Below are 21,886 nucleotides of genomic sequence, written 5' to 3'. Positions count from 1 at the left end.
CTCGTCCGCCGGGAGCCCCATCCGGGCTCCCGGCGGGCGGGCCACCCGGCGCCGCCCGTGGCTGGGCCGGAACCCGATCGGGCTCCTGCTCAGCGCCCCCTACCTCGTCTTCGTGATCGCCGTCTTCGCGTACCCGCTCGTCTTCGCGGTGTACATGGCCTTCCACGACTACTTCTTCGCCGCCCCCGGCGCCCAGGTCGACCGGCCGTTCGTGGGCCTCGACAACTTCCAGGAGGTGCTCTCCGACCCGGCCGTGATCCGCTCCTTCGGGAACGTCGGCATCTTCCTGCTGATCAACGTGCCGCTGACCGTCGTGCTCTCGCTCGTGCTCGCGACGGCACTCAACAAGGCCGTGCGCGGCCGCACCTTCCTGCGGGTCGCGTACTACGTGCCCTACGTCACCGCGAGCGTCGCGGTCGTCGGCGTCTGGCTCTTCCTCTTCAGCGGCGGCGGCCTCGTCAACCAGATCCTCGGCCCGCTCGCCCCCGACCCGTCCTGGCTGATCAGCCCGACCTGGGCGATGCCCACGATCGCCCTGTTCGTGACCTGGAAGCAGCTCGGCTTCTACATTCTGCTGTACCTCGCCGCGCTGCAGAGCGTGTCGACGGAGCTCTACGAGGCCGCTTCGACAGACGGCGCCGGTGCGATCCGCAAGTTCTTCTCCGTCACGATCCCCGGCGTGCGCCCGGCGACGGTGCTCGTGCTGCTGCTCTCCACAGTGACGGGAGCGAACCTCTTCACCGAGCCGTACCTCCTCACCGGCGGCGGCGGCCCGAACGGGGCATCGACCTCTCCCGTGCTGCTGATGTACCAGAAGGGTATCGAGCAGGGCAACCCGGACACCGCGTCCGCGATCGGAATCATCCTGGTGATCGGCGTGCTCATCATCGCCTTCATCCAGCGCAAGATCGCCGGAGGTGACGAATCATGAGCAAGCGCACACCAGACACGGGTACGGGCACAATCAGCACGCGCGCACCGGGAAGGCGCACGACCAGCGGCATGAGCCGCGGACAGAACATCCTCCGCGGCGTCGTGCTCACCATCGGAGCCGTGGCGTTCCTGTTCCCGTTCTACTACATGATCGTCGGCTCACTCCAGAAGTCGCCGGACACCTCCATCGCGGGAGCATTCCCGAACCCGGCCAACCTCACCCTCGAGAACTACGCGGACATCAACAGCCGCGTCAACCTGATGCAGACCCTGCTCAACTCCGGCATCTTCACCGGCGGTGTGATCGTCGGCACCCTCGTCTTCGGGGTCCTCGTCGGCTACGCGCTCGCCCAGCTGCAGTGGCGCGGCCGCGGGATCACCTTCGCGCTCGTTCTGCTCGTGCAGGTCGTTCCGTTCCAGCTGCTGATGATCCCGCTCTACGTGATGATCGCGAGGGACTACGGCCTTGCCGACAACTACCTCGGCATGATCCTGCCGTTCGCGATCAACTCGACGGCCGTGATCATCTTCCGGCAGTACTTCCTGCAGGTCCCCCGCGAGCTCTTCGACGCGGCCAGGATCGACGGTGCCGGCGAGGTCGTGCTGCTCTGGCGGATCGCCCTCCCGCTGGTGCGCCCCGCCCTGCTCACCGTCGTGCTGCTGACCTTCATCGGCCCGTGGAACGAATTCCTCTGGCCGTTCCTGGTCACCAAGCAGGCCTCGATGCAGCCGCTCGCTGTCGCCCTCGCCAACTACATCAGCACCGTCGCGGCCTCCGCGGCGAACCCCTTCGGAGCGGTCCTCGCCGGCGCCTGCGTGCTGGCCGGACCCGCCGTCATCCTCTTCATCCTCTTCCAACGACACTTCGTCTCGACCGACATCGGTTCAGGCGTGAAAGGCTAGTCATGCGCGAATCCACTGCAGCATCCCCCGTCCCTTCGTCCGCCCCCTCCCCGGCGAACGTGCCGCACGCCTCCGCCCCGAAACGGATGCCCGGCGCGGCATTCCCCTACCGCCTCACCCGGATGGGCGTCGTCATGACGCCGGAACCGGGCAACGCCCTCGAGGCTGAGGGCGTGCTCAACCCCGGCTCCGGGCACACGCCAGACGGCACCCTGTACCTGCTTCCCCGCCTCGTCGCGACCGGGAACGTCTCCAGGGTCGGACTCGCCCGCGTGATCATCACCGACGGCGTGCCGACGGGCGTCGAGCGCGAGGGCGTCGTCCTCGAGCCCGACCAGGGCTGGGAACGCGGCGCCCACAACGCCGGCGTCGAAGACCCGCGCGTCACCTTCGTCCCGCGGCTCGGCCTGCACGTGATGACCTATGTCGCATACGGCCCGCTCGGCCCGCGCACGGCCCTCGCGGTCTCCGCCGACCTCCGCAGCTGGCGCAGGCTCGGCCCGGTGCTCTTCGCCTTCGACGAAGCACTGGACATGGACCTGAACCTGTTCCACAACAAGGACACCGTCTTCTTCCCGGAGCCCGTCACTGGTCCGAACGGCGTGGAGTCCTTCGCGGTGCTGCACCGGCCGATGTGGGACCTCGGCGAGGTCAAGCCGGGTGAAGGCATCCGGGTGCCCGCCGGGGTCACCGACACCAGGCAGAGCATCTGGATCAGCTACGTGCCGGTCGCGGATGTGCTCGCCGACGTGACGAAGCTCGCGTTCTGGAGCGGCCACCGATTCCTCGCCGGGCCGGAGTTCGCGTTCGAAGAACTCAAGATCGGCGGCGGACCCGCCCCGCTGCGGGTGCCGGAGGGCTGGCTGCTCCTGCACCACGGCGTCACGGGCGTGATCGACGGCGCGTTCTCGCAGCAGCAGAAGGTGAACTACGCGGCGGGGGCCATGATCCTCGACGCGGACGACCCGACGATCATCCTGCAGCGCACGACCGAACCGCTCCTGAAGGCCGAGACGCCCGACGAGCTCAGCGGCATCGTGCCGAACGTGGTCTTCCCGACCGCGATCGAGGAGATCGAGGGCCAGACCTACGTCTTCTACGGCATGGCCGACTCGAAGATCGGCGTCGCCCGCCTGGACCGCACCACCCTGGACCCGACTGACGGATAGTTCCGGAACCCCCCGTTCGGAACATCCGCCCAGTTGCGGAAAGAGCACCTTCGTCGACTCGACGAAGGTGCTTTTTCCGTGGTTCAGGGCCGGATGCCGCGAACCGGGCTCCCGATGGACCTGCCCGGCCGCTCAGGTCGCGAGCTCGTCCAGGAGTCCGACGATGGCGACCAGGGCCGCGGACTCATCGCTTCCGTCGGCGAGGATCTCGATCTCTGCACCCCGCTCGACGCCGAGTGCGAGAATCGCGATGATGCTGCCGAGGCTCGCCGTCCGGGCGCCGTGCTTCAGGAAGAGGCTGCTCTGGAATCGGCCTGCCTCCCGGTGCAACCGGTGTGCGATCGCCGCGTGGATCCCCTGCGGGATGCACACCGTCGCCCTCTCTGTCCTCATGACCGTCTGGTCCTAGTCCTCGATGGTGATGACGCTGCCGACGCTCAGCTTCGGCGGCGTGGCGGTCTCCACGTAGACCGACCCGTGCATTTTCGCGTTCGTCGCCCCGTTGAAGACGACCGTGATGTGGCCGAGCCCGTCGAGGTTCTGCCTGGCGACCTCCCCGACGGCGGTGATCAGGTAGGACGCGTCGTCGAGGCGGAGCGACTGGCCGGCGACGATGGCGCCCGTCGACGCTGTGACGTCGACGATGTAGCAGTAGTCCTTGAGCGCGTCCGGCGCGCCCTGCCCGAACAGGATGAACATTCCCTCGTCGAGGAAGGAGTCCACGGCATCACCGATTTCCCCGACGACGGTGTGGTAGATGACTGGCATGACGACTTCTTTCGGTTGTGCGAACGGATGCTGTTTCGTGAGCCGGCGGGGCCCCGCCGGTGCGGGACCCCGCTGCGATGATTCCTAGACGTAGAGTCCGATGCTGGCCAGCCAGGCCAGGGCGACCCGCGGAGCCCCCGTGAAGAAGCGGGAGTACAACACGGACGGGACGCCGACCTCCACGGTTTCGGGTTCCGCTTCGGCCAGTCCGAGGCCGACCGGGATGAAGTCGCAGGCGTTCTGGGTGTTGATGGCGAAGAGCGCGGGGAGGGCGAGGCTCGGGGAAATGTTGCCCTTGCCGATCTCGACGCCGATCAGGGTGCCGATGACCTGCCCGATGACCCCGCCGGGTCCGAGCAACGGCGACAGGAACGGCAGCGAGCAGATGAAGCCGAGCAGGATCAGGCCCAGGCCGCTGCCGGCGAGGGGAGCGAGAAAGCCGGAGAACCAGTTTCCGAATCCTGAGCCCTGGATGATCCCGATCAGCATCGCGACGAAGGCCATGAAGGGAATGATCGTGTTGATCATGGTCTGCACCGAGTCGCGTGCGGCCTGGTAGAAAGTGTTGACCACCTTGCCCGCGCCGAGGCCGATCTTCTGCACGAACGACTGGTTCGGTCGCTGGGCGAGGGTTTCCGAGATCTTCTTGTCCGTCGAGTACGTATAGGTGCGCGCCGCGGGCTCAGCGCCCACTGGTGGCGCGGCTTCGTTTGTCGCCGAGAGGCTTCGCACCTGCGCCAGGCCGACCGCAGAGACGTAGATGTCTTCCTTGATGTACTGCATCAGGGGGCCGGAGCGTCCGGTCGGCATGATGTTGATCGTGGGAATCTGCTTCTTCGGGTAGATCCCGCAGCGCAGCGTCCCGCCGCAGTCGATGACGACCGCGCAGGTCTCATCGTCCGGCACCGAGGTCTTGAAACCGTTGACGGGGATGGCCCCGGTGAGTTCCGCGATCTTGTCGACGATGTCCGGCTTGGCCCCGCCGCCCGTGATGTAGACGAGCTTGTTCCTGGTGTCGGTGGGGGTGATCGTGAGCGGGCCGCCGAAACCGCCGCTGCCCTTGCTAATCACAACTCCGTGATACTGAACCATGATCCTGCTTCCTAACCCATCGCCATGGCGGCGTCTTGCATGCGGACCGTTTTACTGAGGGTGACGCCCTGCTGCTTCATCACGATCGTCGTGGTGAGGTCGGTGACCCAGCCGCTCAGGAAATTGAGCACGAGGCCGACGAGCAGGTAGCGGATCGCGAGCGGTCCGGCGTCCAGGCCGAGCTTCTGCACGCCCGCCGCGACGCCGAGCCAGATGAACAGTTCACCGGGGTTGATGTGCGGGAAGATGCCGTTGCTGGTGTGGCAGAAGAAGGCGGCACTCGCGAAATAGCTGGGCTTGTAGCGCTCGGGCATGAAGCGACCGAGCGAGTGCACCATCGGGTTCGCCAGAAGGAACGACCCGACGAAGGGAAGCACCATGTACCGCATCAGCGGGTTGCCGCCTGCCTTGCTGGCAAACCGGTTGACCCGGTCCTCTCCGATCAAACGGATCAGCGAGTTCATTGCGATGAGCAGTAGCAGCACCACCGGAACGATCGTCTGCATCCAGCTGATGAACGTGTCCGCGCCGGTTTGGAACAGCCCGATGAAAAGCTGTGCGCCCTGCACGAGGAATCCAAGAATATCCACAGCTCACTCCTTTCTTTTCGTGAAGAGGGATGTGACGCGGGTCGCCAGGTGCCCCAACGGGCTTTCCGGTTCCGCGACTGTCCCCCCTGCCATGATCGTGATGTAGTTCTCACGTGCGTTTTCGGTGGCCTTGCGAACGCTCTTCGGCAGGTGCCGGCAGTCGTTCGCGGAGGTCGACCGAATGTTCTTGCCCTCGAAGCCCGGGAGGTCCCGGAACTTCGAGAAGACGGTGACGCCGGAGATTCTCCGGCTGTCCAGGATGTCGCCGGCGTCGTCGACACAATGCATCACGATGGCACCGGAGGAGAATGCCCCCTTCTTGATGCCGATCGCGACCTTTCCCTTGCGCCGCAGCTCGCCGTACGCGGAGGTGAAGCTCTTCATCTGTACCCAGGCGAACGCCATCTGCAGTACGTAGGCGGCGGCAAGCGCCACCAGGATCGGCCAGAAATTCATCGCGGCTCTCCGTCCGGTTTGTGACTCAGGGATGGCGTTCTCGCCATGTGGAAGAAGAACTCTTCGTAGCTCGCGAGCTGCGAGATCAGGTCGAGTTCGGCGTGATCGCCGGCGAGGCGGATGACCTCGTCATAGATCCTGACGAGCAGGGTGTCGTCGTAGTCGGTCTTGGCCGGCAGGGCCAGCAGGAAGATGACCCGCTCCCCCGGCTCACCGCTCGCGCGGGGAACGACGCCCATCGCAAAGACGACCCGGTTACCGAGCGCGTTCCCCAGGTGCGGAAACCCCACGTAGTCGTCGAGCAGCATCGTCGATTGCGCCTCGCGCTCGTCGAGTCGGTCCTGGAATCCCGCGTCCACGACGCCCTCGGCGAGGAGCCGACCGACCATGAACGCGGTGTTCTCCCGATAGCTCTGCTCCGGTGGGAGGCGGAAGAAGCGGGTGCGGTCGAGGAGGGAGACCAGGATGCTGTCGGCACCGGCGGCGAGGGAAACGTCGACGTCCTTGTCGTAGCGGAGCCGGGTGAGCCTGCCGAGGATTTCCCGGTTGTCGAAGAATTCGCTGAGTTCGATGATGGGGGTGCTCGTCACGAGTTCCGACCAGGCCGTGGTCACGACGAGGTCGAAGCCGTCGAGGACGGCAGGGACGGCCGCGTCGAGTGCCAGGATCTGATACTCGGTCTTCCCGGACATGACCTTCTGGAGCTGGACCTGGATCAGCCGGGCCGGGACGATGCCGGAGGTCGTGACGATGGCGACGCGGTAACGCGGCTCCCGGTGGACCTGCTGTTCTTCGAGGAAGACCTGGAAGTAGGAGGCGATGAATCCGAGTTCGTCGTCGACGACTCTCAGGCTGGTCTCCTGTTCGATGACCCGCCGGGCGATCCTGGCCATCAGGAATGCGACCGGGTACTCGCGCTCGATGTCGCCGAGGGCGACGTCTTTCACGTACACCTGGTATTTCATCCGGTTCTGCATGAAGGTGATGTGGTGCACGAACTCCTTCAGGAGCGCGTTCGCCGGCACGTGGAGGTCCATCTCGGCGTCGATCCGGTCCAGGATCTTCTGGACGAGCACCTCGTTCTCGGTGCCGGAGGGAAACTGTTCGAGGGCGCGCGCGTCCGTGGGGGTGCGCATGCCGGCGATCGGGAGTGCGAGGAAGATCGATTCGCCGGACGGTATGGACATCTGGATCCTCCGGCCGACGGCGTTGACGACCCCGTCGGCGAGGGTGAACGCCGGCGTGGCCGTGAGTGCCAGGTATCGTCCGGGCAGTGCGGTCAGCCCGTGCTCGGTGAGCACGCGGTCGATCATCACGGTGAACCAGCGCGTGAGCGATTCGGTCGTCGCGCCGTCCAGATGGTAGTCCGCCGCGGCATCCTCGATGATCTCGACGAACTCGTCATCGAGGGGGTAGTCGGCGTAGACGGCTTCGAACATGTTCTCGAGCACGAAGAGCCTCACCTGCAGTTCGTCGCCGACCAGCTCGATCCCGACGTTGGGGATCCCGGTGATCCGCAGCGCGTACGGCGCCAGGTGTGCCTTGAGCCTGCCGAGATCTCCGGTGACCGTGCTCCTCCCGATACTCATCTCTTCGACGAGGTCGTCGATGAGGAGCGGACCGGTCTGCTGGACGAGCCGGCGGAAGATGTAGCCGTGCCGGTTGGACGGCAGGTTGAACGAATCGATCCGCTCGAAAAGCTCCTCGCGGATGCGGGAGAACCCGTCCCTGTCGATGATGAAGAGGCGATACCGGCCGCTGTCCAGTTCGATCGCCGCCGTGCCGGTGAGGGTGCGGTTGAGGTCTCTGATGTCGTTCATGATCGTCTTCGCGCCGACGCCGAAACGGCGGGCGAGAGAATCGTTCGACGCCGAGAGGCGGGTTTCCAGATACCGGATGATATGCGCCGGCCTGCTGAGTGTGCGACGGTTGTCCACGTTGACCTTCCGTCCAGGGGGAATTCAGCCCCTGGACTTTCCTCCGCTGATGTTGACGGTGGTGCCGGTGATGTAGGAGGCCCGGTCAGAGACCAGGTAGACAACGAGATTGGCGATATCGCTGAGTTTCCCGGGTCGTCCCAGCGGGATGACCTTCGAGTAGTCGGTCGTGAGTTGTTCGGGTTTGACGCCGCGCGTATAGGCGAGTGCCTCGTTGTAGGCCGGCGACGTCAGCCCGGTCGGTTCGTTGATGCCGGGGGCGACGCCCACGACCCGGATGTTCTGCGCACCCAGTTCTTTCGCCCACGACCTGGTGAAGCCGTTGAGTGCGCTCTTGGTGGCCGAGTAGCAGCTCTGGCCGGTCGATCCCTCCATCCCTGCCTCGGAGGTGATGTTCACGATCGTACCTCCGCCGTTCCTCAGCAGGGCCTTGGTCGCGGCCTGGGTCGCGAGGTAGGCGCCTTTGACGTTGACGCCGAACATCAGGTCGAAGTCGTGTTCGTTGAGCTCGTACTCCGGGCGTTCCTGCTTGCCGTCGACCAGCATCCGGGGCATGTTGATGCCCGCGTTGTTGACGAGCGCGTCGAGGTGGCCGAATTCAGCGACGACCGTTGCGACCATGTCGCTGACGCTCGCCGCGTTCGTCACGTCGCACGCGACGTTCAGGATTCCGGTCGCGGGGTCGATTCCGGTCGTGACGCTGAGGTCGCTCACGGCGACCTGCGCGCCCACCCGGACGAGTTCCGCGCTGATGTCCCTGCCGATTCCGGAGGCGCCGCCCGTGACGATGACGACTCTTCCTTCGAGTCCGAGCCAGGTGTTCGGCATGTGTGTCTCCCTTGATCGCGTATCTGCGGTGCTGCGTTCGTGGGTTGAACACTATGGCGGCCTGTGCCACAAATTAATACGGCCTTTTTCCGGCAGGAGGAAAGCCGCCGCCCGCCGGTCATCGGGGCGTCGCGATAGGTTCCGGTGCGCGGCGCCCAGTCGCGGAACACTCACGCTCGCCGTCACGACGAGCGGGCTTGTCCCGTGACTCAGGCGCGGATGCCGTGGCTACGGGGTCGGCAGCGGCGGGTGCGGGAGGGGTGACGCGGTCGGCGTCGGCATCAGCGTCTGCGTCTGCGTCTGCGTCTGCGTCGGGGTCGGTGTCGGCGTCGCTCCAGCGGGCGGGCGCAACAGGCCGAGGGCCGCCTTGAGGTGTGCCTCCGCTGCCTCGGCGTCCTCGTCGGAGAGGCTCCCGCTCCGGCTCGCGGACAGGTTCGCCTCGATGACCGCTCGGAGCACCTCGTCGCGCTGGATCTTGACACCGCGCGGGGCGTCGACACCGATGCGGATGCTGTCGCCGCGCACATCGAGGACGGTGATGACGATGTCATCGCCGATGAGGATTTTCTCCCCCGGCTTGCGCGTGAGAACCAGCATCATGCCAGCCTAGCGCGGGCATCGGGCGTGTCAGGGAGGCGGGCTGCTGGCGGTCCGAGCGTCGCGGATGCTGCCGGGGCGCCGTCGACCCAGCCGACCGGAATCCCGAGGTCGTCGACGGTTTCCGGGGAGGATGTCGTCGTCGACCCGACCACGGCGACCGCGTCGATCGGAATGATCGCCGCGACCAGCCCGACCCACTCGGCCGTGTCAGAGGGCTTCCGGCCGGCATCCACCACGACCCAGGTCTGGTCCGCGCCGACCATGAGCAGGTCACCGCCGAGGTACTCGCGGTCCCCCGGCGTCTCGCCGATGCCGAAGGCGAGGAAACACGTGCGCCCGCGGGCGACTCCCCCGGCGCGCGCCGCGAGGGCAGAGCGCCGGTCGTCGACGCGACGGGCCCCCTCCGACACCACGGAGCCGGCCACGAGCACCTCGGCGGCCCCGTCCATGGCGGCCATCATCCCGGCGACACGCAGGGTCTCCGCGGGCGCGCCGACGAGCACGACGAGGTCTCCGGGATGGGTGAAGGGTCGCGGCACGGCGGCCGTGCCCGCCCGTCCTGGCAACGGATGCCCGGCCAGGACCGAAAGGGTCGCCGGCCGTTGGCGTGTCCCCGCGTCACGCGGTGCGCCGGCGCCGGTCACGGCACCGGTCACGGAACCGGACGGCTCCGGCTCGCGCAGGGGAAGCACCCCGGACACCCGCTCAGGAACGGGCTCGGCCACCGTGAAGGTGAGTTCGTCCATCAGCTGGGCGAAGCCGGCGGACCCGGTCGAGAGCAGCGGGGTCTGGACCGAGGTTCGCGGCCTAGCGAGGGTTCCCGCATCGTCGGCCCCGTCGGCGTCCTCGAGCAGGGCGAGGATCCCGAGCCGCGCGGCGCGTCCGGGATGGGCGTCACCGATTCCGTCACCGTCACCGCCGCCCTGATCGTCGCGCTCGAGCGGCACCATCCGCACCGGCTGGGCGTGCGCGGCCCGGCGGCGCCGCTCGGGCACCTCGACCGTGACCTCGTAGTGGCGCCGGGCGAAGAAGCCGCGGATGCCGCCGACCGTGACCCGTTCGGCCGAGACGATGCGGGCATCCGCACCGTGTTCGGCGAGGATGCGTGCCTTCAGTTCCGGAAGCGTCGGACCGTCAAGCTGAAATCGTTTCGGTTCCACGGACCACCCCCACGGTCTCGATGGCGACGTTCGCGGAGGTGACCTCGAGGTAGGACAGCACCGGGAGCCCGCCGGTCTGCGCGGAGACGAGCCGGTGGATCGCCGGGCGGAGGGCAGGGGCGCAGACGAGCACGGCGGTCAGCCCGCTCGCCTCCACGGTGGCGAGCGAGGCCTTGAGCGAGCCCAGGATCGCGTCGATCCTTGCGGGTTCGAGCATGATCTGGGTGCCCTGCTCCGAGGCGCGCATGCCCTCGAGCAGGGACTGCTCAAGGCCTGGCTCGATCATGATCACGCGGAGCAGGCCTTCGTCGAGATACTGGGCGGCGAGAGCCGGGCCGAGGCCCTGCCTCGCGGCTTCGATCAGGCCCTCCGGGTCTGTCGATGCCTTCGCCCGGAGCGAGAGCGCCTCGTAGATCCGGGAGAGGTCGTTGATCGGGATCTGCTCCATCAGGAGGCCCTGGAGCACCCGTTGCACCTCGGCGAGCGACAGCATACCGGGGATCAGGTCGTCGACGGCGGCCGGGTTGACCTGCTTGACGCCGTCGGTCAGCACCCGCACGTCCTCCCGGGTGAGGAGACGCGCCGCGTTCCCGGTGACGATCGAGGACAGGTGGGTCACGAGCACGGACACCCGGTCGATGACGGTCGCTCCGGCCATCTCCGCGCTGTGCCGCATCTCGCTCGGCACCCACTTGCCGGCGAGGCCGAAGACCGGCTCGACGGTCGCGGTGCCCGGCAGGCCCTCGAGGTTGTCGCCGAGGGCGAGCACCTTGCCGGACGGCGCGAGCCCGCGGCCGGCCTCGACGCCGGCGATGCGGATGACGTAGGTCGCAGAGGGCAGTTCGACGCTGTCGCGGGTGCGGACCGGCGGAACGACGACGCCGAGGTCGATCGCGATCTTGCGGCGCAGGGCGCGCACCCGGGCGAGAAGGTCGTCCTGGGCTCCCGAGACGAGGTCGACGAGGTCGGAGGCGAGCAGGATCTCGAGGGCGTGCACCCGCATCGACTCGATCAGGTCCTCAGGGGTATCCGAGCGCACCGGCGCCCGTTCGGCCACGACGGCGGCCGCCTGCCTGGCCTGCTCGCGGGCTTCGCTCGCCTTGATCCGCTGGGAGACGAGCAGCAGGCTCGCCCCGGCGACGACGAACGGGAGGATCGGCATCCCGGGGATGAGCGCCATCAGCAGGGCCGCGCCGCCGGCGATCATGAGCGCGTTGCGGGACTGGGTGAGCTGCGCGGACGCGGTCGCCCCGATGTCGGACTCGGCGTTGGACCTGGTCACGATCATGCCGGTGGACACGGCCATCAGCAGGGCCGGGATCTGGGTGACGAGCCCGTCGCCGATGGTCAGGAGCGAGTACGTGCTCATCGCGTCGGTGATCGACATGCCGCGCTGGATCATCCCGATGCCGATGCCGCCGACGAGGTTGATGATGATGATGATGATCCCGGCGATCGCGTCACCCTTGACGAACTTCGACGCGCCGTCCATCGCGCCGTAGAAGTCGGCCTCCGCTGAGACTTCCGCCCGGCGTTCCCTGGCCTGGGTGTCGGTGATCAGGCCGGCGTTGAGGTCGGCGTCGATCGCCATCTGCTTGCCGGGCATGGCGTCGAGGGTGAACCGGGCGCCGACCTCTGCGACCCGCTCGGCTCCCTTGGTGACGACGACGAACTGGATCACGACGAGGATCAGGAAGATGACGGCGCCGATGATGATCGACCCGCCGACGGCGACCTGTCCGAACGAGGCGATCACCTGGCCCGCGTAGCCGTCGCCGAGCACCAGGCGGGTGGATGCGACGTTGAGGCCGAGCCGGAACAGCGTCGCAACGAGGAGGAGGGACGGGAAGACCGAGAAGTCGAGCGGCTTCTTGACGAACATGGTCGTGAGCAGCACCACGAGGCCGAGCAGGATGTTGACGATGATGAGCATGTCGAGGAGCACGGCGGGGACCGGGACGACGAGGAGCAGGATGATGCCGACGACGCCGATCGGGACGGCGAGCCTGGCGAGGGTGGTCTTCATCGGGAACCTCCGGTGGAGTGAGCGGCGGAGTGGGAGGCGGAGCGTGAGGATGAACCGGGAGCGGACGCCCCGGAGAACACGGGCGTCGCAGCGTGGGCGGCCGGGGTGAGGGTGTGCACGCCGGCGTCCTCGCCGTAGCCGGTCGTGTACCCGGAGCCGCGCGCCGAGCCGCGGGTCTTGAGCGCGAGCACGAACGCGAGCACCCGGGCGACGGCGTTGTAGAGCTCGACCGGGATCTCGTCGCCGAGCTTGCAGGCGCTGTGGAGTGCCCGGGCGAGCGGGATGTCGCGCACGATCGGCACCCCGTCGGTCGCCGCCTGCTCGCGGATGCGGAGCGCGATGACCCCTGCCCCCGTCGCGACGACCCTCGGTGCCGACTTGCCCGGCTCGTAGCGGAGGGCGACGGCGAAGTGGGTCGGGTTGACGAGCACGACGTCGGCGGTCGAGACGGACGCGATCATCCGGTTCCGGCTCATGGCGAGCTGCCGGGAGCGGCGTTGCGACTTGATCCGAGGATCGCCTTCCGAGCTCTTGTTCTCGTCGGTGACCTCTTTTTTGGTCATCCGGGTGCGTTTCCGGTTGCGGCGCATCACCACGAAGACGTCGGCGGCGGCGAGCACGAGGCCGGAGACGACGGCCGCCTGCACGAGCGATGCTGCGCCTCCCCCTGCCGCGTCGATCAGTGCGGCGACCGGGAGTCCGCCCGCGGTCATCAGGATCGGGGCGAGCCCCTGGATCACCAGGGTCAGCACGACGCCGACCGCCGCGGTCTTCAACAGTGCCTTGACACCCTGCCAGACAGCCTGGCCGCCGAAGGTGCGGCCGAGCCCGGTGACGAGATTGAACTGGTCGTACTTGCCCTCGAGTTTCTTGAGGTGCACGCCGCCCTGGGCTGCGGCACCGATGAGCACGACGGCGAACACGGTCGCGAGCATCGGGGTCAGGGTGCCGGCGAGCGAGGAGAACGCGTCGCCCATCAGCTGCTCGGCGAGTTCGGGGCTCGGATTCGCGACGATCGCGTGCAGTCCGTCGAGCTGGCTGGCGCCGGCCTGGGACCCGAGGCTGATCGTGACGGGGGCGAGGGCGGCGGCGGAGCCGATGCCGATCCACGCGGTGAGGTCCTGCGACTTGGAGAGCTGGCCCTTGGCGCGGACCTCCTTCATCCGCTTATCGGTGGCCTGCTCGGTCTTTTCGCCGGAGTTCGACATTTACTTCACCCCGAGCATGGTCGTCACGGCGGTGTCGGTGAGGGCGGACACGATGCGCGGAAGCGCGACGAAGGCGCTCGCGCCGAGGGTGAGGGTGATCAGGATCTTGAGCGGGAAGCCGAGGGCGAAGGCGTTGAGCGCGGGCGCGACCCGGGTGAGCAGGCCGAGGCCGGCATCCGCGAGGAAGAGCACGACGATGAGCGGTCCTGCGATCTGCACGGCGGAGAGCAGCAGCTGGCCGACTGCGTTCGTTACGGCCTGGACCGGGGCGGCGAGGTCCATGCCCCCGCCGATCGGGATGGCCGTGAAGCTCCGGGTCAGGCCGCCGATGATGAGCTGGTAGCCGCCGGACGCGAAAAGGAGCGCGATGGCGGTCATCTGGTAGAGCCGGGTGAACATGGCGCCGTTGACCATCGCCTGCGGGTCGAAGCCCTGGGCGAGCTGGAATCCGCCGAATTGGTCGATCAGGTTGCCGGCCGACTGCACGGCGGAGAACACGATCAGCACGAGGAAGCCGAGCATGCCGCCGACGACGATTTCGAGCAGGAGCGCGAGGATGAAGCCGCCGGTGTCCGGGGACACGTAGCCGGGGGTGACGACGGGCGAAACGGCGAGGGCGAGCCCGAGGGAGAGCATGCCCTTGATCCGGAGCGGGAACGCGTTGTAGGAGAACGGCGGGGCGATCACGAGGAAGGCGATGAGGCGCACCCCGGCGAGCATGACGGCCTCGATCCAGGTGAAGTCGAGGGTGATGTTCATCAGCCGCCGCCGATGAGTGTCGGGATCTTGTCGAAGAGCGCGGTCGTGAAGGAGACGATCTCGGAGATCATCCAGTGCCCGCAGATGAGCAGGGCGAGGCAGACGGCGATCGCCTTGGGTACGAAGGAGAGCGTCACCTCCTGGATCTGCGTGATCGACTGCAACAGGGAGATGGCGAAACCGACGACGAGGGCGGTGATCAGGATCGGCGCGGAGAGTTTGCCCGCGACGATGATCGCCTGCATGCCGATGTCGAGGATGGCGTTGGTGTCCATCAGCCACCCCGGTAACTGGTGATGAGGGTCGTGATGATCAGTCCCCAGCCGTCGACGAGCACGAACAGCAGGATCTTGAACGGGAGCGAGATCATCACCGGCGGCAGCATCATCATGCCCATCGACATCAGGGCGGCGGAGACGACGATGTCGATGACGAGGAACGGGATGAAGATGACGAAGCCGATGATGAAGGCTGCGCGCAGCTCGGAGATCATGAACGCCGGGATCAGGGTGAGCAGGGACACCGCGTCGCGGCTGACCGGGTTGGCCTGGTCCGCGGCCCTGGTCATCAGGGCGAGGTCTTCCTCGCGGGTGTGCGCGAGCATGAAGGTGCGCAGTGGAGCAGAGCCGATCGTGACCGCGTCGTCGAAGGAGAGCGTGCCGTTCAGGTAGGGCTGCAGGGCGTGGTTGTTGATGTCGGTGAGCACGGGCGCCATGATGAACAGCGACAGGAACAGGGCGAGACCCGCGAGCACCTGGTTCGGCGGGATCGACGGGAGCGCGAGGGCGTTCCTGGTCATCGCGAGCACCACGAAGATCTTGGTGAAGCTCGTCATCATGAGCAGGAGCGCCGGGGCGACCGAAAGCAGGGTGATGCCGATCAGGGTCACGATCGCCGAGGACGGTGAACCGTCCGGGCCGTTGATGTCGACGCTCAGGCCGTTGCCTGCCGCGGGCGTCGGGGTACTCGGCGCCACCGGGTCGACGGGGGCGACCGGGGCGATCGTCGCGGCGTGGCCTGCGCTCGTGGTGAGCAGCACGACGGCGAGGACTATGACGAGCACGAGCGCCGCCATCACGAGGAGCCTGGTGAAGCGCACCCGGTCAGCGCGGCGGAGTGCATCGGAGCGCGGGGCACGGAGCCCGGGCAGGCCGAGGCGCAGGGCGCGGGTGTTCACCGTCCCTGCCGGAGTGCCGCGGCAGTCTGCTGCCACGTCGCCGGCGAGAGGATCGATCCGGCCAGGCGGTTCGGCCGGGAGCTCGAGCCCGGTCCGGACTCGGCGCGCAGGGCTGACTCCGCGGCGCGGGTGCCCCGGTCGTGGCGGGGACGGAAGGTGAGCGGCGCAGGGAGCGTCTCGTCCTCGGCCGCAACGCTCGCGGCCGCCTTGTACGCGCCCGTTGCGGTCGTCGCGGCGATCCCCGCGGAGCGTCTCGTGTCCGTGTCCGTGTCCGCCGCGTGCAGCGTGGTGGCGAAGCTCTCCGCCGGGCTCAGCGCGTCGTGCAGCACGGTGACCGACTGTTCCGTGACTCCGAGCACAAACCTGCGGCCTTCCACGTCGACGACGACGACGGATGCCTTCTGGCCGAGGCCCTGCCGGCCCACGACCGACACGAGGCTGGCCTTGGGGCCACGGCGGGTGCCCTTCTGCATGCGGCGCTGCAGGACCCAGAGGAGGCCGACGACGACGGCGAGGGACAGCGCGACGCGGAGGGCGACGAGGAGGGTGTCCACCTAACTCAGGCTCTCGGCGACATCGAGGATCTGGGTGATCCGCACGGCGTAGTCCTGGTCGACGACGACGATCTCGCCGTGGGCGATCAGGCGGCCATTCAGCAGGATGTCTGCGGGGGCTCCCGCGGAGCGGTCGAGCTCGATCACGGCGCCGGGTTCGAGGGCGAGCACGTCGCGCACGGACATCCGGGTGCGGCCGATCTCGACGGTCAGGGCCATTTCGACGCTGTTGATCCGGCCGAGCTTTCCGACGACGGACCGGTTTCCGGTGCGCGGGATCCCGGAGATGGCGCCGTTCTCGCGGAGGCGGATCGCAAACCAGGCGCTCACGACGCCCTCGCTCGCGAGCTCGAAGACGCTCGTGTCGGCATCCGCGAACAGGGACGTGACGTCTTCGAGGCGGGACGCGCCGAGTACGCCGATGCCGAGGACCGTTGCGGCGCTGTCGAGGGCGGGGCGGAGCACGTCGAGGCTCGAGAAGGCGCCATTGCCCGCTGCGGCGTCGAGGGAGTGCGGGTCGGTGAGGACGATCGCGAGGTCGGCGCTCGTGACGCCGACGAAGGAGGCGACGACGCCGGCGCCGAGCCGGCCGGCGAGGGATTCGCCGGCGCACGGGGTCGCCTCCAGGCGGGTGGGCGTTGGCAGGACCGTGAGCAGGGCCTCGACGAGATTGCGGATGGCGGTCGTGGCAGGGCTCATGGGGACAGTTCCTCGGTGTCGGTGACGATGCAGGCCAGGCGGGAGCCGTTGGATCCGACGGCGGCCCTGGCCAGGGTGTGCCCGTCGACGACGAGGTCGAGCGGGCGGTGCCTGGAGTGCGGGACAGGCAGCAGGTCACCGACGGCGAGGCCGAGGATGACGCTCGGAAGCACCCGGATCGGGCTGAGCTGCAGGGACAGGTCGACGGGCACCCAGGCGAGCTGGGCGTTCAGCTTCTCCTGTTGTTCCTCGGCGGTGATGACCGGGATCGACTCCCCGAGTTGGGGAAGCAGGGTCTCGGCGGGCAACGCGAGGGTGGCGGTCGAAGTCGTCTCGCCGACCCGCATCGAGAACGTCGCGACGATGACGAGATCGCTCGTCGCCGCGGCCTGGGCGAACTGCGAGTTGTACTGGATGCCGCCGAACGAGATCGGCAGGACGAGGAGCGTCCCGAGGGAGTAGCGCAGGTCCTCGAGGGCGTCCTCCATCAGGCGACGCACGAGGGCGAGTTCGATCTGGGTGAAGGTGCGCTCGGGAAGTGGAGGGACCTCGCTGCCACCGAGCATGTGGCTCACCCAGGACAGGGCCGCCGCGGTCGGGAACTGGATGACGGCCTTGGCCGCGAGGCTGCCTACCGGGCAGAGCACCATCGCGGTCGACGACGGCAGCGAGCTCGCGTATTCGTCGTAGCTGCGCATCAGGACGTGCTCGCAGGTGACCTGGGACATCGCGCGAACCTTCGCGGTCAGCTGGGTGCCCCACTGGCGCGCGAAGGTCTCGAAGGCGAGCTCGAGGACACGCGAGTGCTCGCGCGCGAGGGTCGTCGGACGTCGGAAGTCGTACACCTCGACCGTGCGCTCGGGCGCTGCGGGCACGCCAATGCTCTTGTGTTCCTGGACCGTCACGACTGCAACTATCGGCCGGTGAATCCGAGCGGTAAGCAGTCCGCAGGGAATTCGTTCGAAATCCCGGGCGGGCTGCCCGCGGGGCGACCGCGGGATGCCTGACGGTGTCCGCTGCTTAGGGGGCGCCCGCCTGCCCGGCGAGGATCGAGGGGATCAGCGCGCGGACGGCATCCGGTTCGCTCGAGAGCAGGACAACGTCGACGCGGCGATTCTGGGCCATCGCGTCGAGGGTGTCCGCGGTCGTGACCGAACGGGTCGAACCGTAGCCGATCGCGGAGATCCGCTCCCCCGCGACACCGCCGACCTCGACGAACCTGCGCAGGACGCTCGTCGCCCTGGCCGAGGAGAGTTCCCAGTCGGTCGCATAATTCACGGTGACGCCGTGCCGGTCGGCGTGGCCTTCGACGGTGACCTCACGTTTGTCGCCGGCGAGGATCGGCGACATGGCGTCGATGACGGCCGTCGCCTTCGGGCTCAGGGTGGCGAGGTTGGGAGCGAAGAAGGCATCCGTTCCGACGAGCCCGATGGTCAGCCCTCGGGCGTCGATCGTGAACTGCACGATCGAGTCGATGCCCTGCGCGGTGACGGCTGCCTTCAGTGCCGCCTGCACCGAGGAGAGGTCGGCGATTTCCTGGGTCGCGATCTGGAGGTCGGTGAGGGCGGGAGTCGGTGCCGGGGTCGCTGTTGGCGATGGTGTCGCCGAGGCTGTCGCGGCCGACGTCGAGGTTGCGCCCGCCGTCCCGAGGTCCTTCGCGGCCGGGTCGCTGGCGTTGGCGTTCGCGGCCGACACGACGACCCCGGTGGCCGTGTCGATCTTGCCGACGTCGACGGCCCCGAAGCCTGTCGCGAGGGAATTCTTGAGCTGAAAGAACTTTTGCGAATCAACGGAGGACATCGCGAACAGCACGATGAACATGCACATCAGCACGGTGACCATGTCCATGTACGACGCCATCCAGCGCTCGTCGACGTGCTCGACGTGCTCCTCCTCGAGGCCGCGACCTCGACCTCGCCCGCGTCCTCCGCCGTGCCCGCCGCCGGCACTCATGCTGCCTCAGACAGCGGCTTGTCCGCCTTGTCCGCCTTGTCCGCCTTGGCGGCCTTTGCGGCCTTCTTGGCCGGCGCGTTCGGCACCATGGCCCGGAGGCGTTCGCCGAGGAGCCGCGGCTGGCTGCCGGCCTGGACGGCGAGAGCGCCTTCCATCAGGAGGGTCATCCGTTCGACCTCGAGGTCGGAGAGCCGCTTGAGGCGGTTCCCGATCGGAAGCCAGATGAAGTTCGCCGAGACGAGCCCCCACAACGTCGCGACGAATGCGGCGGCGATCATCGGCCCGAGGGTCGAGGGAGTGTCGAGGTTCTCGAGGACGTGGGTGAGGGAGATGACGGTGCCGATGATGCCGACAGTCGGGGCGTAGCCGCCGAGGGTCACGAAGAACTTCGAGGCGTTCCGGCTGAGCTTCGTCGCGGTCGAAAGCTCGTCCTCGAGCAGGATCCGCAGTTCGTCTCCGTCGGTGCCGTCCGCGATGTTCTGCAGCGCCGTGCGCAGGAACGGGTCGTCGATCGCGTCGGCCTCCTGCTCGAGCGCGAGGAGACCTGCGCTGCGGGCCTTCTCGGCGAGCACGACGATCTGGTCGATCACGTCCTGGGGTGGGGTGGTCTTGCCCTTGAACGCGCTGGGAAGCGCTTTGAATGCGTTGAGGGCGTCACTGATGGTTCCGCCGGCGATGCCGACCGCGATCGTGGCACCGAAGACGAGGATCATCGGAGCAGGCAACAGGATGGAGGCGATCGAGGATCCCTCGATCGTGATCATGGCGACCATGGAGCCGAAGGCGAGGGCGATCCCGATCAGGGTTGCCGGATCCATCAGAGCCTCCGCGGGCGCTGCCCGCTGCCCGGTTCGAGCTCGTCTTCGATCGCGTGCGGTCCCGTCGGAACCTCGAGCGATCGGGCCCCGGACCGATAGTCGCGGTCGTCGGTGAGGGAGGCGAGCGAGATCACATGGGCCCGGAATCGGGCGATCTTCTCGATGATCTCGTCGAGGGTCTCGATGACGATGAACTTCGCCCCGTCGACCATGACGAGGGTCGTGTCGGGGCTGGCGTGAATGCGTTCGATCAGGTCGGGGTTGATCGCAAATTGGCTGTCATTCAGCCGTGTCACAACGATCATGGGGCCCGTCCCTGGCTCACGACGGCCACACCGGCCGTCAGGCACCACTGTCGGTCGCTCCGCGCCGAAGGTTAGCTCGGGGTGTGGGCGGGCAGGCGGATGCCGCCGGCCGGGTCCGCGAAGGACCCGGCGCCGGTCGCGCCTGCGTCTGCCGGGACTACCGCTTGAGGTTCGTCAGCTCGGTCAGGACCTCGTCGGAGGTCGTGATGATGCGGGCGTTGGCCTGGAAGCCGCGCTGGGCGACGATGAGGTTCGTGAACTCCTGGGAGAGGTCGACGTTCGACATCTCGAGGGAACCGCTCGTGAGGGTGCCCATTCCGGCGGATCCGGCGGCACCGAGGACAGCGGTGCCCGAGTTCGTGGTCGACCGGTACTCGGACGATCCGGCTTTCTCGAGGCCACCGGGGTTGGTGAAGGTCGCGAGGGCGATCCGGCCGATCGACTGCTGCTTGCCGTTGCTGAACAGCCCGGTCAGGGTGCCGTCCTTGCCGAGGGTGAACGACGTGAGCGAACCTGCGGCGTGGCCGTCGGTGCTCGCGGCAGTCAACGAACTGAGGTTGGCGGCGCCCGTGATCGTGCCCAGGTCGACGGCGACAGTGACACCGTTGACGGTGACCGGCAGGCTGTTCGCAGTCGAGGTCAGTGACCCATCCGCGAAGGTGAGCATCGTGCTGCTCGTCGAGTTGGGAGAAGTGACGGTCCACTTGGCCGGGGCCGCTGCGCTGTACGTGAAGTTGAGTGAGACCTGACTCGCGGCGCCGGTCTTGTCATAGGCCGTGAATTCCCGGCTCAGGGTTGTACCGTCAGCCGCATCCGAAGGCAGGTTTCCGGTCACTGTGGCCGTTGCCGAAGCCAATGGCGGCTGAATTGTGGTGAGTGGCAGGGTGATGGTGCCCAGCGCTCCGCCCTGGTTGACCGTGCCCTTCGCGTCGGCGTTCCAACCCTGCACGAGCGCGCCGGACGGTGACACGAGGCGGCCCTGCGCGTCGAAGTCGAAGGCGCCCGCGCGGCTGAAGAGGGTTTCGCCGGCGAGCTGGGTCACGAAGAAACCGTCGCCGGAGATCATCATGTCGGTTGCGCGACCGGTCGACTGGGTGGAGCCCTGGGCGAAGTTGGTGGAGATGCCGGCGACCTGCACGCCGAGGCCGACCTGGGCCGGGTTGGTGCCGCCGACAACGGTCTGCGGGGAGCCCGCGCCGTGGGTCAGCTGGGACAGGGTGTCCTGGAACTGCGCCGAGGAAGACTTGAACGCCGTCGTGTTGACGTTGGCGATGTTGTTCGCGGTGACATCCAGCATGGTCTGGTGCGCGCGAAGGCCGGAGATTCCGGAATACAGGGAACGAAGCATGGGATGCTGCCTTTCGAAACGGTATGGGTGGAAAGCGTGTGGTGGAGTACGGCCGGGCGGGACGCGCCGGGCGTCAGGTCGTGGTGGTCGCGACGACCGGAGTGGTCGTGGTCGCCGGGGTCGTGACCCCGGAAATCGCGTCGAGCTTGACGCTCACTCCCCCGACCGTGACCTGCGGCACCGATCCGGCGTAGGACACGGCGGAGGCGACTCCCGTGACCGAGGTGCCGGCGGCATCCGTGTATGTCACGTTCTGCCCGACCAGGGAGGCGGCCGCGATGCGCATCTGGAGCGAGAAGCTCTCGTCGGAGGTCGTCGACAGGGCCGTGAGCTTCTCCATCATGGAGAGCTGCGTCGTCTGGCTGATCATCTGGTTGGAGTCCATCGGCGAACTCGGGTCCTGGTTCTTCAGCTGCGTGACGAGGAGCTTCATGAAGGCCTCGGAGTCGAGGCTCTGGCTCGGCGTGCGCGTGGTGGTCGACGCGCTGTACACGCCGGCGGTCGCGGTCGCGGCTCCCGTTGCTCCGGCTGCCGATGCGGCCACGATGGCTTCGATCGTCATGGATTCTCTCTTCTCGTGCTTCTCGTGGTTCTTGTGGTCGT

25 protein-coding genes are annotated in these 21,886 nt (G+C 67.7%); 3 read left to right on the top strand and 22 right to left on the bottom strand.

What is annotated here, in order from left to right; translation table 11 throughout:
• The first annotated feature begins 19 nt into the window (after positions 1 to 19).
• From E3O50_RS03420 to E3O50_RS03410, 3 genes are all read left to right on the top strand, one after another.
• Positions 20 to 931 (top strand): sugar ABC transporter permease, encoded by a 912-nt coding sequence (locus E3O50_RS03420; protein WP_241975471.1) that lies wholly within the window; start codon positions 20 to 22, stop codon positions 929 to 931.
• Positions 932 to 1,002: 71 nt separating this feature from the next.
• Entirely contained in the window at positions 1,003 to 1,836 is an 834-nt protein-coding gene (locus E3O50_RS03415; protein ID WP_134449008.1) for a carbohydrate ABC transporter permease, read from the top strand.
• An 86-nt stretch (positions 1,837 to 1,922) separates the two neighbouring features.
• Positions 1,923 to 3,005: a glycosidase gene (locus tag E3O50_RS03410; protein ID WP_198413443.1), complete on the top strand. Its 1,083-nt coding sequence runs from the start codon at positions 1,923 to 1,925 to the stop codon at positions 3,003 to 3,005.
• Between the two features lie 132 nt (positions 3,006 to 3,137).
• Here the strand turns inward: E3O50_RS03410 and E3O50_RS03405 are convergent, their stop codons facing one another.
• The 22 genes from E3O50_RS03405 to E3O50_RS03300 all read right to left on the bottom strand — a co-directional run bounded on the left by E3O50_RS03405 (position 3,138) and on the right by E3O50_RS03300 (position 21,845).
• Entirely contained in the window at positions 3,138 to 3,398 is a 261-nt protein-coding gene (locus E3O50_RS03405) for an HPr family phosphocarrier protein (RefSeq protein WP_134448978.1), read from the bottom strand.
• A 12-nt stretch (positions 3,399 to 3,410) separates the two neighbouring features.
• A complete protein-coding gene (locus E3O50_RS03400; RefSeq protein ID WP_134448977.1) occupies positions 3,411 to 3,773 on the bottom strand; it encodes a PTS glucitol/sorbitol transporter subunit IIA in 363 nt (120 codons plus the stop codon).
• Positions 3,774 to 3,857: 84 nt separating this feature from the next.
• On the bottom strand, positions 3,858 to 4,844 hold the full coding sequence (locus E3O50_RS03395) for a glucitol/sorbitol-specific PTS transporter subunit IIBC (protein ID WP_277612964.1): 987 nt from the start codon (positions 4,842 to 4,844) through the stop codon (positions 3,858 to 3,860).
• 32 nt (positions 4,845 to 4,876) lie between these two features.
• A complete protein-coding gene (locus E3O50_RS03390) occupies positions 4,877 to 5,455 on the bottom strand; it encodes a PTS glucitol/sorbitol transporter subunit IIC (RefSeq protein WP_134448975.1) in 579 nt (192 codons plus the stop codon).
• Positions 5,456 to 5,458: 3 nt separating this feature from the next.
• Positions 5,459 to 5,911, bottom strand: a complete 453-nt coding sequence (locus E3O50_RS03385) for a transcriptional regulator GutM (RefSeq protein ID WP_134448974.1) — start codon at positions 5,909 to 5,911, stop codon at positions 5,459 to 5,461.
• Positions 5,908 to 7,731, bottom strand: a complete 1,824-nt coding sequence (locus tag E3O50_RS03380) for a PRD domain-containing protein (RefSeq protein WP_134560280.1) — start codon at positions 7,729 to 7,731, stop codon at positions 5,908 to 5,910. The genes E3O50_RS03385 and E3O50_RS03380 overlap by 4 nt, the downstream gene beginning before the upstream one ends.
• 141 nt (positions 7,732 to 7,872) lie before the next feature.
• Positions 7,873 to 8,676, bottom strand: coding sequence for a sorbitol-6-phosphate dehydrogenase subunit (locus E3O50_RS03375; protein ID WP_134448972.1), 804 nt, complete (start codon positions 8,674 to 8,676; stop codon positions 7,873 to 7,875).
• 228 nt (positions 8,677 to 8,904) lie between these two features.
• Positions 8,905 to 9,273 (bottom strand): carbon storage regulator CsrA, encoded by a 369-nt coding sequence (csrA, locus tag E3O50_RS03370; RefSeq protein WP_134560278.1) that lies wholly within the window; start codon positions 9,271 to 9,273, stop codon positions 8,905 to 8,907.
• Positions 9,273 to 10,436, bottom strand: coding sequence for a hypothetical protein (locus tag E3O50_RS03365; RefSeq protein ID WP_134448970.1), 1,164 nt, complete (start codon positions 10,434 to 10,436; stop codon positions 9,273 to 9,275). Before E3O50_RS03365 ends, csrA begins: the two co-directional genes overlap by 1 nt.
• On the bottom strand, positions 10,411 to 12,462 hold the full coding sequence (locus E3O50_RS03360) for a flagellar biosynthesis protein FlhA (protein WP_134448969.1): 2,052 nt from the start codon (positions 12,460 to 12,462) through the stop codon (positions 10,411 to 10,413). The genes E3O50_RS03365 and E3O50_RS03360 overlap by 26 nt, the downstream gene beginning before the upstream one ends.
• Entirely contained in the window at positions 12,459 to 13,670 is a 1,212-nt protein-coding gene (locus E3O50_RS03355; RefSeq protein ID WP_134560277.1) for an EscU/YscU/HrcU family type III secretion system export apparatus switch protein, read from the bottom strand. Before E3O50_RS03355 ends, E3O50_RS03360 begins: the two co-directional genes overlap by 4 nt.
• Positions 13,671 to 14,429 carry a flagellar biosynthetic protein FliR gene (locus E3O50_RS03350; protein WP_134560275.1) on the bottom strand — a complete coding sequence of 253 codons (759 nt, stop codon included), beginning with the start codon at positions 14,427 to 14,429 and terminating at the stop codon, positions 13,671 to 13,673.
• Positions 14,429 to 14,704: a flagellar biosynthesis protein FliQ gene (gene fliQ / locus E3O50_RS03345; protein ID WP_134448966.1), complete on the bottom strand. Its 276-nt coding sequence runs from the start codon at positions 14,702 to 14,704 to the stop codon at positions 14,429 to 14,431. Before fliQ ends, E3O50_RS03350 begins: the two co-directional genes overlap by 1 nt.
• Positions 14,704 to 15,504 (bottom strand): flagellar type III secretion system pore protein FliP, encoded by an 801-nt coding sequence (fliP, locus tag E3O50_RS03340; protein ID WP_134560309.1) that lies wholly within the window; start codon positions 15,502 to 15,504, stop codon positions 14,704 to 14,706. Before fliP ends, fliQ begins: the two co-directional genes overlap by 1 nt.
• 98 nt (positions 15,505 to 15,602) lie before the next feature.
• Positions 15,603 to 16,160, bottom strand: a complete 558-nt coding sequence (fliO, locus tag E3O50_RS03335) for a flagellar biosynthetic protein FliO (RefSeq protein ID WP_134560273.1) — start codon at positions 16,158 to 16,160, stop codon at positions 15,603 to 15,605.
• Positions 16,161 to 16,859, bottom strand: a complete 699-nt coding sequence (gene fliN / locus E3O50_RS03330) for a flagellar motor switch protein FliN (RefSeq protein WP_134448964.1) — start codon at positions 16,857 to 16,859, stop codon at positions 16,161 to 16,163.
• Positions 16,856 to 17,764, bottom strand: coding sequence for a flagellar motor switch protein FliM (locus E3O50_RS03325; protein ID WP_241975466.1), 909 nt, complete (start codon positions 17,762 to 17,764; stop codon positions 16,856 to 16,858). The genes fliN and E3O50_RS03325 overlap by 4 nt, the downstream gene beginning before the upstream one ends.
• Before the next feature lie 115 nt (positions 17,765 to 17,879).
• Entirely contained in the window at positions 17,880 to 18,812 is a 933-nt protein-coding gene (locus E3O50_RS03320; RefSeq protein ID WP_134560271.1) for a flagellar motor protein MotB, read from the bottom strand.
• The gene (locus E3O50_RS03315) at positions 18,809 to 19,630 is read right to left on the bottom strand and encodes a MotA/TolQ/ExbB proton channel family protein (protein WP_134560269.1); all 822 of its coding nucleotides are present in this window, start codon (positions 19,628 to 19,630) and stop codon (positions 18,809 to 18,811) included. The genes E3O50_RS03320 and E3O50_RS03315 overlap by 4 nt, the downstream gene beginning before the upstream one ends.
• Positions 19,630 to 19,935 carry a flagellar FlbD family protein gene (locus E3O50_RS03310; protein WP_134448961.1) on the bottom strand — a complete coding sequence of 102 codons (306 nt, stop codon included), beginning with the start codon at positions 19,933 to 19,935 and terminating at the stop codon, positions 19,630 to 19,632. The genes E3O50_RS03315 and E3O50_RS03310 overlap by 1 nt, the downstream gene beginning before the upstream one ends.
• A gap of 157 nt (positions 19,936 to 20,092) precedes the next feature.
• Positions 20,093 to 21,283 (bottom strand): flagellar hook protein FlgE, encoded by a 1,191-nt coding sequence (locus E3O50_RS03305; protein ID WP_134448960.1) that lies wholly within the window; start codon positions 21,281 to 21,283, stop codon positions 20,093 to 20,095.
• Positions 21,284 to 21,356: 73 nt separating this feature from the next.
• Complete coding sequence (locus tag E3O50_RS03300; RefSeq protein ID WP_134448959.1) at positions 21,357 to 21,845, bottom strand: flagellar hook capping FlgD N-terminal domain-containing protein; 489 nt, start codon at positions 21,843 to 21,845, stop codon at positions 21,357 to 21,359.
• Positions 21,846 to 21,886 lie beyond the last annotated feature (41 nt).

The sequence above is a fragment of the Cryobacterium sp. MDB1-18-1 genome (genome assembly GCF_004402735.1).
Classification (GTDB): domain Bacteria; phylum Actinomycetota; class Actinomycetes; order Actinomycetales; family Microbacteriaceae; genus Cryobacterium; species Cryobacterium glucosi.
The sequence above is the reverse complement of the archived record's forward strand: the minus strand, read 5'-3'. Positions and strand labels throughout refer to the sequence as shown.

Bases quoted from the DNA above. Each gene is read 5' to 3' on its own strand.
- E3O50_RS03415 (WP_134449008.1), top strand. From the start codon at position 1,003: ATGAGCCGCGGACAGAACATCCTCCGCGGCGTCGTGCTCACCATCGGA.
- E3O50_RS03410 (WP_198413443.1), top strand. From the start codon at position 1,923: ATGCCCGGCGCGGCATTCCCCTACCGCCTCACCCGGATGGGCGTCGTC.
- E3O50_RS03405 (WP_134448978.1), bottom strand. From the start codon at position 3,398: ATGAGGACAGAGAGGGCGACGGTGTGCATCCCGCAGGGGATCCACGCG.
- E3O50_RS03400 (WP_134448977.1), bottom strand. From the start codon at position 3,773: ATGCCAGTCATCTACCACACCGTCGTCGGGGAAATCGGTGATGCCGTG.
- E3O50_RS03385 (WP_134448974.1), bottom strand. From the start codon at position 5,911: ATGAATTTCTGGCCGATCCTGGTGGCGCTTGCCGCCGCCTACGTACTG.
- E3O50_RS03380 (WP_134560280.1), bottom strand. From the start codon at position 7,731: ATGAACGACATCAGAGACCTCAACCGCACCCTCACCGGCACGGCGGCG.
- E3O50_RS03375 (WP_134448972.1), bottom strand. From the start codon at position 8,676: ATGCCGAACACCTGGCTCGGACTCGAAGGAAGAGTCGTCATCGTCACG.
- csrA (WP_134560278.1), bottom strand. From the start codon at position 9,273: ATGCTGGTTCTCACGCGCAAGCCGGGGGAGAAAATCCTCATCGGCGAT.
- E3O50_RS03360 (WP_134448969.1), bottom strand. From the start codon at position 12,462: ATGAAGACCACCCTCGCCAGGCTCGCCGTCCCGATCGGCGTCGTCGGC.
- E3O50_RS03355 (WP_134560277.1), bottom strand. From the start codon at position 13,670: ATGTCGAACTCCGGCGAAAAGACCGAGCAGGCCACCGATAAGCGGATG.
- E3O50_RS03350 (WP_134560275.1), bottom strand. From the start codon at position 14,429: ATGAACATCACCCTCGACTTCACCTGGATCGAGGCCGTCATGCTCGCC.
- fliQ (WP_134448966.1), bottom strand. From the start codon at position 14,704: ATGGACACCAACGCCATCCTCGACATCGGCATGCAGGCGATCATCGTC.
- fliP (WP_134560309.1), bottom strand. From the start codon at position 15,504: ATGGCGGCGCTCGTGCTCGTCATAGTCCTCGCCGTCGTGCTGCTCACC.
- fliN (WP_134448964.1), bottom strand. From the start codon at position 16,859: ATGAGCCCTGCCACGACCGCCATCCGCAATCTCGTCGAGGCCCTGCTC.
- E3O50_RS03320 (WP_134560271.1), bottom strand. From the start codon at position 18,812: ATGAGTGCCGGCGGCGGGCACGGCGGAGGACGCGGGCGAGGTCGAGGT.
- E3O50_RS03315 (WP_134560269.1), bottom strand. From the start codon at position 19,630: ATGGATCCGGCAACCCTGATCGGGATCGCCCTCGCCTTCGGCTCCATG.
- E3O50_RS03310 (WP_134448961.1), bottom strand. From the start codon at position 19,935: ATGATCGTTGTGACACGGCTGAATGACAGCCAATTTGCGATCAACCCC.
- E3O50_RS03305 (WP_134448960.1), bottom strand. From the start codon at position 21,283: ATGCTTCGTTCCCTGTATTCCGGAATCTCCGGCCTTCGCGCGCACCAG.
- E3O50_RS03300 (WP_134448959.1), bottom strand. From the start codon at position 21,845: ATGACGATCGAAGCCATCGTGGCCGCATCGGCAGCCGGAGCAACGGGA.